The sequence below is a fragment of the Paenibacillus dakarensis genome (assembly GCF_001373415.1).
Taxonomy (GTDB): Bacteria; Bacillota; Bacilli; order Paenibacillales; family Paenibacillaceae; genus Paenibacillus_AQ; species Paenibacillus_AQ dakarensis.
The window spans coordinates 17,004-31,378 of record NZ_CDSE01000086.1 but is presented as its reverse complement, the minus strand read 5'-3'; the positions used below and the strand labels follow the sequence as shown (position 1 = coordinate 31,378).

Genomic DNA, 14,375 nt, shown 5'->3' with positions numbered 1-14,375 from the left:
CATGAACAGAAAACCATTGACGCTGGCTCAGAAAAAAGCCTGGTGGGGCGTGCTGTTCGTAACACCGCTCGTGCTGGGGCTGATTCTGTTGTTTATTTTGCCGCTGATCCAGTCGTTCCGCTTCAGTCTTAGCAATATCCGTCTCGTTGAGAGCGGCTTTGCTGTTGACTATCTGGGCACAATCAATTACAGCAGCCTGTTCACGACGAACCCTGATTTTCCGCGCACGCTGACGGAATCCGTAACGGACATGGTTGTCAATGTTCCAATTATTATCATCTTCAGTCTGTTTGTAGCGGTACTGCTGAACCAGAAGTTCAAAGGACGGGCACTGGCACGGGCAATCTTCTTTCTTCCGGTTATTCTGGCCTCGGCCGCGATCGCGAACCTGGACATCAGCAGCTTTGTCGGCAGTGCGACATCGATCGGAGGAGGCGGGGGTGAAGCTGGAGGCGGTGACGGGCTGATCCAAAGCTTCGAGCTGAAAAAGCTGCTCACGGAATCCGGCCTGGCACCGGTCATCGTCACCTATATTACGGGAGCGGTGGACCGTATCTATGAAATAATAAGCTCGTCCGGCGTTCAGATTCTGATATTCCTGGCGGGATTACAGTCAATATCGCCATCATTGTACGAGTCATCGCGGATCGAGGGCGCTACGGGCTATGAAATCTTCTGGAAGGTAACGTTTCCGATGATGACCCCGCTGATTCTGACGAACATTGTGTATTCGATCATCGATTCGTTCAGCAACAATTCAATAAATACGCTGATCACGAAAACCGCGTTCTCGTCATTCGAATTTGGCCAAAGTGCTGCTATGTCCTGGGTATACTTCCTGGTGGTTGCGCTGATTCTTGGGGTTTCAACAGCCCTGATATCCAGAAAAGTGTTCTATTACGACTGAGGGGGAGGAAGAAGCCATGAAATCGCCAACCGCATACGGGAGCTTTATTTCGTACAAATTCAATCCCCAGGAAAGGGCCAAACGCTGGCTGTGGGTGTTGGTGCGCACGGTTCTGGTGACCGGATTCTGTTTTATTATCCTGTTTCCGCTGTTTCTGCGGATTTCTGTGGCGTTCCGGAGCAAAGCGGATATTTATGATCCGACGGTGCTCTGGATTCCGAAAAGCTTTACGCTCGACAACATAAAAATAGCGATACAAGCGACCGAGTATTGGCCGGCGCTGCTGAATACGGTACTGATTTCAGCAGGTACGACCCTTATCCAGCTGGCTTCCTGCGCTCTGGCAGCTTACGCCTTCGCCCGTCTGAAATTCAGAGGCAGCGGACTGCTGTTCGGTCTGGTCATTTTTACGATTGTCGTGCCGCCGCAAACCATTATGATTCCGCTGTACCTGACTTACCGGTATTTTGACCTGTTCGGGCTCGTCGGCTTGTTTACCGGGCGAAACAGCCTGAATCTAATCGATACCTTCTGGCCGTTTCTGATCTCTTCGTCAACCGCGATGGGATTGAAGAATGGACTTTATATTTATATTTTCAGACAGTTTTTCCGGGGTATTCCGAAGGAGATCGAGGAGGCGTCGCTGGTTGACGGGGCAGGCGTTTTTAAAACCTTTTACCGCATCATGATGCCGAACGCGGTGCCGGCGATTGTTACGGTCGTGCTGTTCTCCTTCGTGTGGCAGTGGAACGATAGCTATTATGTCTCGCTGTTTCTGAGCAAGGTCAAGGTGCTGTCAACCCAGTTGATGGATATGGGCATGGCGCTTGGCAAGGAGCCGGACCCGGTCTACCAATCCATGCTGCTTAACACCGGTGTTCTGCTGCTGATGGGACCGCTGATTATTATGTATCTGTTTGTGCAGCGTTATTTCGTGGAGAGCGTGGAGCGTACCGGCATCGTCGGATAACGTGATATTCCTTAAAGGAGTTGAGATCTTGAGCAAACCATGGGCTTTGCGCGGTTTTCACATGAGGTTTAGCGATCATAACGATGTCGGCAATTTGAAAAGAGTAATTCAGGACGCGCTCGTTCCGCTTGGGGTAAATGTGCTGATTCTTGAGTGCAACACGGGCTTTCAGTTTAGCTCACACCCGGAGGTGTCCGGTGGGACGCTAACAAGAGCAGATGCGCGGGAATTGTCAGCTCTCTGCAAGCAGCACGGTATCCGGCTGATTCCGCTCCTGGAATGCCTCGGTCACCAGGGCTGGGGAGGGGGACGAAATTCGCTGCTGCGGGCCTATCCGGAGTTTGACGAGACGCCGCATGTGCCTGACGATGCCAAGTGGCCGGATTTTTACTGCCCGAGCTGGTGTCCTTCCCATCCGGATGTGAATCCGCTCGTGTTTGATTTAATGGATGAGCTGATCGATGCGTTTGAAGCGGATGCTCTTCATGTCGGCATGGACGAGGTCTTCGCAATCGCAGATGATCACTGTCCGCGCTGTGCAGGTAAGAATAAAGCGGAGCTGTTTGCCAAGGCGGTGAACGAGTATTATGAGCATCTTGTCGGACGACAGAAGGTGCAGATGCTTATGTGGGCGGACCGCCTGATTGATGCGAAGGGAATGGGCTACTCGCAGTGGGATGGTGATGTCTATGGGATCTGGCCGGCGGTAGACATGATTCCGAAGGACATAATCTTGTGCGATTGGCACTACGATCCGCTGGAAGAGTATCCGTCTGTCGGGCATCTGCTGGATAAAGGCTTTGAAGTTTGGCCGTCCTGCTGGAATCATCCGCAGGCATCCCTCAACTTCTTCGAGGATGCCGTTAAACAGGCAGAGACACACAAGGCGCTGGATCGTATGCCTGGCATGCTGGTTACCGGCTGGAACGCTACAGGCGAGAATTTGGTGGCCGCGCTGTTTGGAGAAGGTGATCTGGGTGAGGACCAAGGGAATATCCGCGGAATAGCGGATACTCTGAAGGCTGTAATGGAGCGTCTGAATCGGTCCGGCTCTCCGGTCTCTTGAGTATAGTTAAACCTCATATGTGTTAATGGCAGTTCCAGGTCAACATGGTTCTGAGCTTCAATAACAAGAAATGATGATTTGTCGGATGGGGCTGTCCCAAAAGTAGATAATTCTATTGGAGGGATGGTTTCGTCTCTAAGAAAAGAACATTTATACAGCAAAATAACCAACCAAGGGGGATTATACTTGGCTGGTTATTTCTCTTTGCTGGCTTAATGCCGCCTGCTTTAGCAAGTTATGGGCAAGGTAAAGCCATCCGACCTCTAGGCTCACTTTGGATAAGCCCCGAAGCAGAAAACGACGAAAACCTCGATTATTCTTAATCTGGCCAAATACACTTTCCGGTTCGTGCATTCGGCGAACCGACAGGTTATATCCTTCCTCGCTGTCCAGTTTTTCTCGAACTTTTTTCTTGTACTTCATTTAGTTCAGACTTACTTGAATTTCTCGATTCCCGGCCGCCTTGGTGCAAGAAGGCTTTAAAGGGCAGCCTGCACAATTTGCACTCCGATAGTGCCGCTTGTGGATTTCATAACCGCTTTCCGTCTTCTCACAGCTTTCCCGTAGGAAGGTCAATTTCTGTCCGGCAGCGCATGTCCACGTATCCGTCTCCTTTTCGTACTGCCAGTTGTCCACTTTACTGATATCCTTTTGCCAAGCTTTTGACTTCTCTTTGTGATAAGTCCCGTATTTAACAACAGCTTCCACTTGCTCATTTTCAAGGTAGGCGTAATTTTCTTCGCTTCCATATCCGGCATCTGCGATGACGGTTCCGGGCAATCGTCCCAGTTGTGCTTTTATCTGCTCCAGATGTGGCTTAAGCGTACGTGTATCGGTTGGTCGTTGATGCAAACTGTAGCCGACAATGAATTGGTTTTCTGTCCCTATTTGCACATTGTATCCGGGCTTGAGCTGCCCGTTTCTCATGTGGTCTTCTTTCATTCGCATAAATGTGGCATCTGGATCTGTTTTACTATAGCTGTTGCGCTCACCGAGAATTTCTTGGTGATGTTCATATTTTTGCAACCGGGGGAGCAAGTCTCTACGTAAAGTGCGCACTGCTTTTTTGAGTGGTTTATCTTTAGGTGTTTCCTTCAGCCGGGCTTCCAGCTCTCGAGTGGCCAGTTCCAACTTTTCACTCGTTAAGGTGCTGGCTTCTCCCAACTCTGGCAGATCTCTGCCTTGTTGATCTTGCTCTTCCTGTTGCTCGGCCTGTTCGATAGTCTCAAACAGCGTATGTACTTTTTCCTGCAGCTTTGCCTTGTGCTTCACGACGGCTTTTCCCCAGACGAAGGTATACCGGTTGGCATTCGCTTCGATTTTGGTGCCGTCCATGAAGTAATGCTCCAGTTCCACGTATTTAGCGTCTATGAGCATTTGAAGCACGCCGGTGAATACGAATTCCAGCACGTCTTTCATTCGCTCGGAACGAAAACGATTGATGGTGCGAAAGTCTGGACGCTGCCGACCCGCAATCCACATGAACATAATGTTCTCGCGGACGGCTTTGGCAATTTGCCGTGAGGAGTAGATGCGCTGAGTATACGCGTAAATAATCTTGGTGAGCATCTTGGGGTGATAGCTGTTCCGACCACCGCCAGGGTAGGCAGCTGTAAAGATGCTGTCATCCAAACGGTTGACGGCTTCATTGACGACCCGAACGAGGTGATTCTCTGGGATATCTTCTTCCAAATCCATTGGCAGATAAAGTTGATCCATGGTATATTGAATGTACAAAAGAAACCTCTCCTTTATGAATGGTTGGTGGTACTTCCATTTTACCAAAGAGAGGTTTCTTTTTGTTTAATCTGAATGAAAAAAGGGGGCGTCCCTCAGTCATCTACGATGACTTTTGGGACAGCCCCATTTTTTATGTCCGAGAAGTTGAAATATTGAGTACTAATGATTATTCATAGCGATCCCCGCTAAAGCTTGTAGTATATTGCGGCCAGTTGTGGTACAATTGGTTTCCTTTTGTGCCAATAACATTAATTGGTTTACATTCCGCATTTGCTTCTGAAAATCAATTTTGTTTGCACAAAGATTGCTTACACTCAAAAATTTCTTAGGAGGTAACTGAATTTGACGGATTCTTTTCAAAGTGCCTATCAAGAAGAAAAACAGAGATTAGAAGAAGCGATTACAGAGATTAACAAGCAGTTGAAGCGACTGCAGGATATTCCCGTATACACGGGTCATGATTTTACGGAACAAGTACTCGAGGCAGGCCGGGAAGAAAGACGACAGGCTTTAACCAAAAGTCAGCCGGAGCCTTACTTCGGACGATTGGATTTTCAGGAGAACGGTAAAGCAGGACCTACACCGCTATATATTGGGAAGGTTGGATTTGACAGGGAAGAAGCCGGCGAGCACCCGATGGTGATTGATTGGCGGGCACCGGTAGCCAGCATGTTCTATTCCTTTACAGGAGGGGAAGATCCTGCTGCGTATGAAGCACCTGAAGGTACCGTTGAGGGCCTGGTTTACTTGAAACGTAACGTGGTGATCCGGAAGCAGATTCTCGAGCGTGTATCTGATGCATATAACCGTGAAGGCGGCGGTCTTGCGGTATCGGATGAGTTCCTCGTTTACCGGCTTGGTGAGAATAAAGACAACCGGCTTCGGGATATCGTATCTACAATTCAAGCCGAGCAGGATAAGATTATTCGTGCGGCTAAGAATACAGCCCTGATTATCCAGGGGGTTGCAGGTAGCGGAAAGACAACTGTGGCACTGCACCGTCTTGCCTTTTTATTGTATCAATACAAGGAGCAGGTATCTGCGGAAAAAATGATTATTTTCGCGCCGAACCACATGTTCCTCGATTACATATCCGATGTGCTCCCTGAACTCGGTGTCGGGGATATTCAGCAGCGTACATTTGCCGATTGGGCGGCCGGTCTGCTGGATTTACAAATGACGAACAGCGATACTTCAGACACCTTGTCTTACTGGTTCGAGACTCCGATTGGTATGGGAACAAGGGATATTAATGATGATGTACGCGGGCGTTACAAGGGTTCTTTAAGACTGATGACATTGATTGAGCGCTGCGTTCAATCGATCGAAACAACAGCCTTGCCGGAAGGGGACTTTTCCCCTTGGGATGGATCCGTCTTGAGACGAAAAGTGATAGAACAATGGTTCAACGAGGAATATAAACCGTATCCTCTGGCGAAACGGAAAGAGCGTGTGCTTGCGAGGCTGCACCGGTGGGTGGAGATGGAACTGAAGAAGTCTCCGTCCCATCTGCTAAAGGAACGGAAGAAGAAGGCTTCTCAGCGTGAAAAGTCCTATGCAGGAAAATGGCCAAAGTTTGAACCTCTTGTATTGTATAAGCAGCTGTTCGGAGCTTCGAAATCAAGCGGATTATGGCCGCAGGAGCTTGAGTCCGAGATTCCGGCGGAAGTATTAAAGCTGACCCGTAAGGATCTGAAGAGCAGCATCATTCGCGAAGAGGATCTTACTCCGCTGCTATATTTCTACTGTCTTATGAATGAAATAACAGGTGAACAGCGGTTTGACCATATCGTTATTGACGAAGCGCAGGATTTCTCTCCATTCCAGGTTGCGCTGCTTGATAAGTTTGTCAAAGGACATTCCTTTACGATATTGGGTGATTTATCACAAGGAATCCATGCGTATCGAGGGGTTCATGCCTGGGAGGAAATGAGCTCGCTGTTTGATGAAGAGAACAGGGCATATTTCGCTTTGACGCGAAGCTACCGTTCAACAATGGAGATCATTGAGTTCGCTAATGGGATATTGGAAAAGGGAGTCGGCAGCGATCTGCTCGCTGTACCTGTATTCCGGAGCGGGGATGCTGTGAGGCTAATCCCTTACACAGAACCGGATAATCGGGTACAGGATCTTCGCCGTGCACTTCGTCACCTAATCGCGAAGGGGAATTACCGAACGGTGTCCATCTTGACTCGTACCCTTCGCGAAGCTGAGGAGCTGCATCATTTATTATTCGGAGAATGGCCGGACCTTCATCTCATTGATGGGAGCAAACAGACGTATCAAGGCGGTTTATCAATCCTGCCGGTCTATCTGTCCAAAGGTCTGGAGTTCGACGCTGTCATCGTAGCGGACGCGGATCATCAGCATTATGCGGAAAAGGCTTGGGACGCCAAGATTATGTACGTCGGATGTACCCGCGCCCTGCATGAATTATGGCTGCTGTACGGAGATCAGCTCCCATCGTATCTGGTTTCAGATGAAGCTGAGATCGCGGCAGAGGGGTGGCCGGAAGGCGTTTAGCATCAAGAAGACAGACTTGGTGAGCTGTGAAGCTGACACATTATATTTCTGCTCTAGCTGTAAAGAGGAGCTGCCCTGAAAGTGATTTCCTGCTTTGGGGCAGCTCCTCTTTCTATATCTCCTTATCTTTGTGCGGCAATACTCTCGAGAGATATGTGTTAGTTGTTTTATCCCAGCTGTCTGTAGGACTCACCTAAATTTTCTGCAAAACGATAGAGTGTAATACCAATGAAAATGAGCAATATGATCGTTATGATGATCATTACTGTTCGCCTATTCATGCAGCTGCTCACTCTCCTTTCTGCTTATAGAACGATTACCTGTATCAAAATGTTTGGAAAATATTGAGGTTCTGCTTCACGAGCACACGCGAAGCGAATGTCAGATTATGATATGATAGGGAGTGCAGAATAAGGGTCATAGCCTTGGAACCTCTGTTATGATCCAGGCAAGGATGTGTAAAAGATGGATTTATTCTCACTCGGTCGTGAAGAGGATCGCGATTCCCGGCTTCTGGCAGATCGTATGCGTCCTTCGAACCTCGATGAATATATTGGACAAGAACATATTGTAGGGCCGGGCAAGCTGCTCCGGCGTGCGATTGAAGCGGATCAGGTATCTTCGATTCTGCTGTATGGCCCACCGGGCTGCGGCAAAACAACTCTCGCTCATATCATTTCAAAGCATACACAAGGGGAGTTCGTTCGGCTGAATGCGGTGGATGCTTCGGTAAAAGATGTACGAGAGGTTATTGAACAGGCAAAAAGCAACAAATCCTTGTATGGCACCAAAACGATTCTCTTTCTGGACGAGGTGCACCGGTTTAACAGCTCACGGCAGGATGCCCTTCTGCCGGCAGTTGAAAAAGGCACGATTATCTTTATCGGTGCCACAACAGAGAATCCGTTTCATTACGTGAACGGGGCTCTTATGAGCCGCTCGACGCTGTTCCAGTTAAAGCCGCTGACGAAAGAGCATTCCCTCATTGCGATGAAGCGCGCACTTCAGGATCAGGACCAAGGACTTGGATTTATGCAGCTTCAGGTAGATGACGAGGCGCTGGATCACATCGCTTCTATGGCGAACGGTGATATCCGAAGAGCGTTAAATGCTCTTGAACTCGCAGCTCTGACAACACCTCCGAATACGGATGGAACCATTCATATTACACTTGAGGTCGCTGAGGAGTCGATACGACGTCCAACGGTTCAGGCGGATGAATCCACTCAATATGATGTGTTATCTGCCTTTCATAAAAGCATTCGCGGTTCGAGTGATGCTGCTCTATTCTGGTTCTTGTACGCCGTAGAGAAGCTCGGCATGGACCCGATGGTGTTTATTCGCCGCTTAATTGCTGCGAGCAGTGAGGACATCGGTCTTGCGAATCCACAGGCGATGATACAAGCTACAAGCGCGTTAGAGGCTTACCGTCATAACGGCTGGCCTGAAGCCAAGCTGAACATTGCACAGGCGATTCTGTTTGCTGTGGAAAGTCCTAAGTCAAATGCGGTGTACACGGCTATATCGCGCGCGACGTCTGCTATAGAAGAATTCTCTTCAGCTGAGGTTCCGCTTCATTTGCGGGATACGCATTATCAAGGAGCGGCTAAGCTTGGACATGCTGGATACAAGTATCCGCATGATTATCCCGGTCATTATGTGAAGCAGGATTATTTGCCAAAAGAGCTGGCGCGTCGTGTGTTTTACCAGGCAACAGAGCAGGGGAATGAAGCCAAGATATCGCACAACCAGCGCTTGCGTTGGAATGAGTAATGGCAGCAGTTGTTTCAGTGTACAGGAGGAAGGGACGCATGGGTAAAAAAATAGTTTTCGTCGGTGCAGGAGGATTCATGGGGACCTTATGCCGCTTCGGTTTAAGTGAGGCGGTACCTGCTCCCGCCGGCGGTTTCCCTTTAATGATCCTGCTCATCAATCTGGCAGGATGCTTGTTTCTCGGCTGGTTCTTAACATGCGGCTTATCTTCCACGAGCATCTCGGCAGAGACGAGACTATTGATAGGAACTGGATTTACAGGGTCCTTCACAACATTCTCTACCTTTACAGTAGACACCATAAGGCTGATTCATAACGGGCAAGGGTTTGTGGCCCTCCTCTATATACTGCTTAGCACTTTTGGAGGAATTCTCATGTCTTTGTTCGGTGTTTGGCTGGGACGGGCAATGAATGCAAGGCAAGAAGGTGAAACCTTATGAGCTTATGGATTGGATTAGGGGGTATAGCCGGAGCGGTCTCCCGTTACAGTATAGGGATATGGCTGGGAAAGAAAGGTGGTACTTTTCCGTGGGCAACCTTTCTTGTAAATATGGCGGGCTCTTTTCTGCTTGGTCTATTAGCCGGTTCTGCCGATCGACTTCCTGAAGCAACCTATACTTTATTAGGAACAGGCTTTTGCGGAGCTTTTACAACATTTTCGACGTTCGGGTATGAGGCGGTAACCTTAGCAGGACAAAAGCTCTACATGAAGGCATTTACTTATGTCATGATGTCGGTCATGCTTGGGATTTTAGCTGCCTGGATCGGATATGCTGCATCCGCTCCTGCACCAATGCCGACTTAAGCAAAATAACCAATTGTGATCATTGTTACAGTATAAGTCTGTATATTGTTTTATCTTTTGATAAGACAACTACATATAGTGCTTAATGGTGATCGGATGGTACCGATCTTAAAAGGGAATCCGGTGTGAATCCGGAGCGGTCCCGCCACTGTAACAGAAAATCGCTGAGAATAGAAACGAGTAAACGAGACCTTGTCTCCATACCTCTCTGCGAAAAAATACTGAAGCCAGATACCTGCCATTTTGACGACACTGCTGCCTACGGTCGATAGGTTTGTGTTTCAAGTGGAAGGGGTATTATGTCTAACTGACTGAAGTCATTATACCGTTTTTGATGAAGCATGTATGCCGTATAGATCAGCGGCTGCATGCTTTTTTTATTTATATAAAATGCGGAGGGGATAGCGGATGAAGGTTATAAAAAGAGACGGGACGTATGTTGATTTCGATGTGAATCGGGTTACGGGTGCGGTGAATAAAGCATTCAAAGCGGTGGAAGGAACCGTTAAGCTTGAAGCCTCATCCCGGATCGGTGAGATGGTGGAGAGCGAAGCCGTTTCTAAAGAGCAGATATCTGTTGAAGAAATTCAGGATCTGGTCATTCAATATTTAAAGAGAACCGGTTATGAGGATACAGCTAAAGCCTATGCACAATATCGTCAAGCACGTGATCTGGCGCGCATAAAGCGCGGGGAGCTCTACAAAATCAGCAATGATATTATTCGCGTGAAGAATATGGACCTGCTCCGGGAAAATGCAAACCTGAACGGAGAATCCTTCAGTGGGAAGATGAGCCGGATCGGTTCAGAATATGCCAAGTGGATGGCGACTTCTTTCGTACTGCCGGAGCTGCTGAATGAGGCGGTCAAGGAAGGATATGTTTATGTGCATGATCTGGACCAATATGCGCTAGGAACAACCAACTGCATTTTTATTCCATTTGGCAGGCTGCTGGAGAAGGGATTTAATACCGGAAATGGCTCTGTACGCCCGCCTCAGAGTATTATGACAGCTATGGCTCTCATTGCGATTATTTTTCAGTCTCAGCAAAACAGTCAATTTGGCGGGGTATCGGGAAATAAGATTGATTGGGATTTAGCGCCTTATGTAGGGAAGTCGTTCCGTAAGCATTTTCTAAAGGGACTGAAGTATTTAGGTGAGGGCAAATCGAAGCAAGGACTGGACATGCCGGATGAAGAACTGGTAATGGATAACCACTTGCTAAAGGAGCGGTATCCACGTACTTATGCATTCGCTTATGAGGAAACCGTAAATGAAACGAAGCAGGCCGCGGAATCCCTCATTCATAATTTGAATACAATGAGCAGCCGGGCCGGTGGACAGATTCCGTTCACTTCATTAAATTACGGCATGTGTACCTCTACCGAAGGCCGGTTGGTCTCACATGCTCTGCTTGAAGCAACAATTAAAGGGCTCGGAAGCGGGGAAACGCCTATCTTCCCGCAGCATATTTTTCAGTGCAAGCATGGAGTCAACCAGGCTGAGGGGGATCCCAATTACGATTTGTTCTTAAAAGCTATCGAGTGCTCCAGCCAGCGTTTATATCCCAATTTTGTAAACGTAGATGCTTCCTTTAATCTTCCTTATTATAATCCTGAGGACCCTGATACCATTATTGCAACGATGGGGTGCCGTACACGCACGATCTCAGATCGCTTTGGCAGAAATCGTCTAAGCGGCAAGGGTAATCTGTCTTTCAATACGATTAATTTGGTGAGACTTGGCATTGAACACGGCATAGCAACCCATCAACGTAATAACCCGGACATGGAAGGTTTTTTTCAAAGTTTGGATTATTATATGAAGATTGCTGTAGAAGGCCTGATCCACCGTTATCATATTCAAGCCAATCAGCCCGCGAAGGCTTCTGATTTCATGATGCGGGAAGGTGTATGGGAAGGCGGAGAGCAATTAGCTTTAGATGATAAGGTAGGGGGTCTGCTGAAGCATGGATCTCTGGCACTTGGTTTTATCGGGCTTGCTGAATGCCTGAAAGCATTAACAGGCAGCCATCACGGTGAGAATGAACAAGCGAGAGCTCTCGGGCTGGATATCATTAAGCGCATGCGTGCATACTGCGATGAAATGAGCGAACAGTATAATCTGAATTTTTCGCTGTTCGCTACTCCGGCTGAAGGCTTATCAGGAAAATTCACCAAGATGGACAAGAGTGAGTATGGTTGTATTCCGGGTGTGACAGATCGGGAATATTATACGAATTCCTTCCATATTCCCGTGTATTACCCTATAGCGGCTTTTCAAAAAATTAAGTATGAAGCACCATTCCATAACCTGTGTAATGCTGGAGCAATATCGTATGTAGAGCTCGACGGCAATGCCCGGCAGAACTTAGCGGCGTTCCGGAATATTGTCCAGTTCGCGTTAAAGGAGGACATAGGGTACTTTTCCGTTAACCACCCGCTCGATCGCTGCCCTGTCTGCAATTATGAAGGGATTATTGGATCAAGTTGTCCGTCATGCGGAGCGGATGAGAACCAAGTGCTGTTTCACCGTCTGCGCAGAGTAACAGGGTACTTGACCGGAAGTTATACCGAGCGTTTCAATTCAGCGAAACAGGCCGAGGTTGAGGACCGGGTTAAGCATTTATGAATCTGTGCGGCTATGTTCGGGAGAGCATCAATGAAGGCAAGGGTCTGCGCGCCGTTCTGTTCATCAGCGGCTGCCGCCATGCTTGTCCCGGATGCTTCAATCAGGAGGCTTGGGATTTTGAAGCGGGGGAGCCTTTCACTGCGGAGCTGAAATCACGAATCATAGAAGAAATTGCTGATAATCCGCTGCTTGAGGGAGTTACTTTATGTGGAGGCGACCCTTTTTTCTCGGCGGAGGAATGCATCTGCTTTTTGTCGGAATTAAAGGAACGCTGCCCTGAAAAAAATATATGGGCTTACACAGGCTACACGTTTGAAGCATTAATGAGACAGCCAAAGCTTGAGCGCCTGGCTCTGATGTGCGATGTCATCGTAGACGGTAAATTTCTTGAACAGGAGAAGGATGTATCCCTTCCTTTCCGAGGAAGCCGGAATCAGCGTCTGGTCGATGTTCCAAATAGCGTTAAACAGGGCTATGTAGTAGAAATTACGCTGCCTTAGGACATAACTAGAAGAACTAAAAGAGGCATGTCACTCTCAGGTCTGAAAAAACCTGAGGGACACGCCTCTTTTTTTTATTCTATCCAAGTGATAAGGTACCTGCACTGCTTAGTAAGGAACCTTCTCCGCATATTCAATCGTTCCGCCGCCCAGACATTCCTCACCTTGGTAGAACACTACAGCTTGTCCAGGTGTAATGGCCTTCTGAGGCTTGTCAAATGCGATGTGCACCGTGCCGTCTTCTCTAGGTGTAACAGTAACCTGCTGATCCGGTTGACGGTAACGGAATTTAGCAGTGCAGGTGAAGGAACCATTGGGCATAGCTTCCTTACCTGCAATCCAGTTGATTCCGGAGGCGATCAGACCGGTAGAATACAGGCTGGGATGATCTCCCTGAACGACATAGAGCACATTCTTCGCCAAATCTTTATCTGCAACAAACCAGGGCTCGCCGGAGCCGGAGCCGCCGATCCCGAGTCCTTGGCGCTGTCCCAGGGTATAATACATTAAGCCGTCGTGGCGGCCTTTAATTTCGCCGGTAACCACATCAACCATATCTCCTCCTTTAGCAGGAAGATAATGGCTTAGGAATTCCTTGAAATTACGTTCACCGATAAAGCATACGCCGGTGCTGTCTTTCTTCTTGGCTGTGTAAAGGCCCGCTTCCTCAGCAATACGGCGTACTTCCGGCTTCGGAAGATGACCGATCGGAAACATCGCTTTGGACAGCTGCTCCTGATTCAGCGCATTCAGGAAATAGGTCTGGTCCTTGTTATTGTCCACGCCGCGAAGGAGATGCAGTTTCCCATCTTGTTCAATAACGCGGGCATAGTGTCCTGTTGCGACGTAATCAGCGCCAAGATCGAGGGCCTTGTTTAAAAATTCTCCAAACTTAATTTCACGGTTGCACATGACATCCGGATTTGGTGTTCTTCCAGCCTTATATTCATCAAGAAAATAGGAAAATACTTTATCGTAGTATTCTTTTTCAAAATTGACGGTATAGTAGGGAATATCGAGCTGCTCGCACACACGACGAACATCTTCCGCATCGGCTTCAGCCGTGCAGTAGCCAAGTTCATCCGTGTCGTCCCAGTTCTTCATAAAGATCCCGATCACTTCATAACCCTGCTGTTTAAGCAGCAGTGCTGTTACGGAGGAATCGACTCCTCCCGACATGCCGACAACGATACGGGTGTTTTGCTTATCTTTTGACATCGTTATCACCATTTTCGTATTGATTTATGCCCATGGACGTATTTTATCACAACCCGTCAAACTTTCACACGTCCGGATTTGTCCACTCCTCGTGAACATTTTCAAAAATATAAGTCTGTATTATTACCCATAAAAGCATTGGTTATGTTACCATATACGCAGGGGATTGATCGGAATAAGGTGATTATCTTACTTTGCCTTGTCGTAATTTAGATTGAGCCCTCGTATTCGTCTCAAACCAA

Annotated in this window: 10 protein-coding genes, 1 pseudogene and 1 riboswitch; of the genes and pseudogenes, 9 read left to right on the top strand and 2 right to left on the bottom strand. The window is 48.0% G+C overall.

The features are described from left to right. The first annotated feature begins 1 nt into the window (after window position 1). Genes BN1234_RS18460 through BN1234_RS18450 form a run of 3 tightly spaced genes read left to right on the top strand, consistent with a single transcriptional unit; the run spans window position 2 to window position 2,943 of the window. Complete coding sequence (locus BN1234_RS18460) at window positions 2-907, top strand: carbohydrate ABC transporter permease (protein WP_054958119.1); 906 nt, start codon at window positions 2-4, stop codon at window positions 905-907. Between the two features lie 16 nt (window positions 908-923). Next, window positions 924-1,877, top strand: coding sequence for a carbohydrate ABC transporter permease (locus BN1234_RS18455; protein WP_082423283.1), 954 nt, complete (start codon window positions 924-926; stop codon window positions 1,875-1,877). A gap of 28 nt (window positions 1,878-1,905) precedes the next feature. Next, the gene (locus BN1234_RS18450) at window positions 1,906-2,943 is read left to right on the top strand and encodes a family 20 glycosylhydrolase (RefSeq protein ID WP_054958118.1); all 1,038 of its coding nucleotides are present in this window, start codon (window positions 1,906-1,908) and stop codon (window positions 2,941-2,943) included. A gap of 180 nt (window positions 2,944-3,123) precedes the next feature. Here the strand turns inward: BN1234_RS18450 and BN1234_RS18445 are convergent. Then, a pseudogene (locus BN1234_RS18445) lies at window positions 3,124-4,680 on the bottom strand (IS1182 family transposase). A 345-nt stretch (window positions 4,681-5,025) separates the two neighbouring features. Between BN1234_RS18445 and BN1234_RS18440 the strand changes: the two are divergent. The 6 genes from BN1234_RS18440 to nrdG all read left to right on the top strand — a co-directional run bounded on the left by BN1234_RS18440 (window position 5,026) and on the right by nrdG (window position 12,915). Further along, window positions 5,026-7,206 carry a HelD family protein gene (locus tag BN1234_RS18440; RefSeq protein WP_054958117.1) on the top strand — a complete coding sequence of 727 codons (2,181 nt, stop codon included), beginning with the start codon at window positions 5,026-5,028 and terminating at the stop codon, window positions 7,204-7,206. 465 nt (window positions 7,207-7,671) lie between these two features. Beyond that, entirely contained in the window at window positions 7,672-8,979 is a 1,308-nt protein-coding gene (locus BN1234_RS18435; protein WP_054958116.1) for a replication-associated recombination protein A, read from the top strand. Between the two features lie 38 nt (window positions 8,980-9,017). Next, window positions 9,018-9,419, top strand: coding sequence for a fluoride efflux transporter CrcB (gene crcB / locus BN1234_RS18430; protein WP_054958115.1), 402 nt, complete (start codon window positions 9,018-9,020; stop codon window positions 9,417-9,419). Continuing rightward, a complete protein-coding gene (gene crcB / locus BN1234_RS18425) occupies window positions 9,416-9,784 on the top strand; it encodes a fluoride efflux transporter CrcB (protein WP_054958114.1) in 369 nt (122 codons plus the stop codon). Before crcB (BN1234_RS18430) ends, crcB (BN1234_RS18425) begins: the two co-directional genes overlap by 4 nt. Before the next feature lie 71 nt (window positions 9,785-9,855). After that, window positions 9,856-10,041, top strand: a riboswitch (cobalamin riboswitch). Between the two features lie 151 nt (window positions 10,042-10,192). Beyond that, window positions 10,193-12,415 carry an anaerobic ribonucleoside triphosphate reductase gene (locus BN1234_RS18420; protein ID WP_082423282.1) on the top strand — a complete coding sequence of 741 codons (2,223 nt, stop codon included), beginning with the start codon at window positions 10,193-10,195 and terminating at the stop codon, window positions 12,413-12,415. Beyond that, entirely contained in the window at window positions 12,412-12,915 is a 504-nt protein-coding gene (gene nrdG, locus BN1234_RS18415) for an anaerobic ribonucleoside-triphosphate reductase activating protein (RefSeq protein ID WP_054958113.1), read from the top strand. The genes BN1234_RS18420 and nrdG overlap by 4 nt, the downstream gene beginning before the upstream one ends. 108 nt (window positions 12,916-13,023) lie before the next feature. On the opposite strand, the gene mnmA is transcribed toward nrdG, so the two are convergent. Continuing rightward, window positions 13,024-14,133: a tRNA 2-thiouridine(34) synthase MnmA gene (gene mnmA, locus BN1234_RS18410; protein ID WP_170308083.1), complete on the bottom strand. Its 1,110-nt coding sequence runs from the start codon at window positions 14,131-14,133 to the stop codon at window positions 13,024-13,026. Window positions 14,134-14,375 lie beyond the last annotated feature (242 nt).

What these genes read in the sequence shown, in the direction of transcription:
- BN1234_RS18455 (WP_082423283.1), top strand. Translation starts at nt 924, where the DNA reads ATGAAATCGCCAACCGCATACGGGAGCTTTATTTCGTACAAATTCAAT.
- mnmA (WP_170308083.1), bottom strand. Translation starts at nt 14,133, where the DNA reads ATGTCAAAAGATAAGCAAAACACCCGTATCGTTGTCGGCATGTCGGGA.
- BN1234_RS18460 (WP_054958119.1), top strand. Translation starts at nt 2, where the DNA reads ATGAACAGAAAACCATTGACGCTGGCTCAGAAAAAAGCCTGGTGGGGC.
- nrdG (WP_054958113.1), top strand. Translation starts at nt 12,412, where the DNA reads ATGAATCTGTGCGGCTATGTTCGGGAGAGCATCAATGAAGGCAAGGGT.
- crcB (WP_054958114.1), top strand. Translation starts at nt 9,416, where the DNA reads ATGAGCTTATGGATTGGATTAGGGGGTATAGCCGGAGCGGTCTCCCGT.
- crcB (WP_054958115.1), top strand. Translation starts at nt 9,018, where the DNA reads ATGGGTAAAAAAATAGTTTTCGTCGGTGCAGGAGGATTCATGGGGACC.
- BN1234_RS18420 (WP_082423282.1), top strand. Translation starts at nt 10,193, where the DNA reads ATGAAGGTTATAAAAAGAGACGGGACGTATGTTGATTTCGATGTGAAT.
- BN1234_RS18435 (WP_054958116.1), top strand. Translation starts at nt 7,672, where the DNA reads ATGGATTTATTCTCACTCGGTCGTGAAGAGGATCGCGATTCCCGGCTT.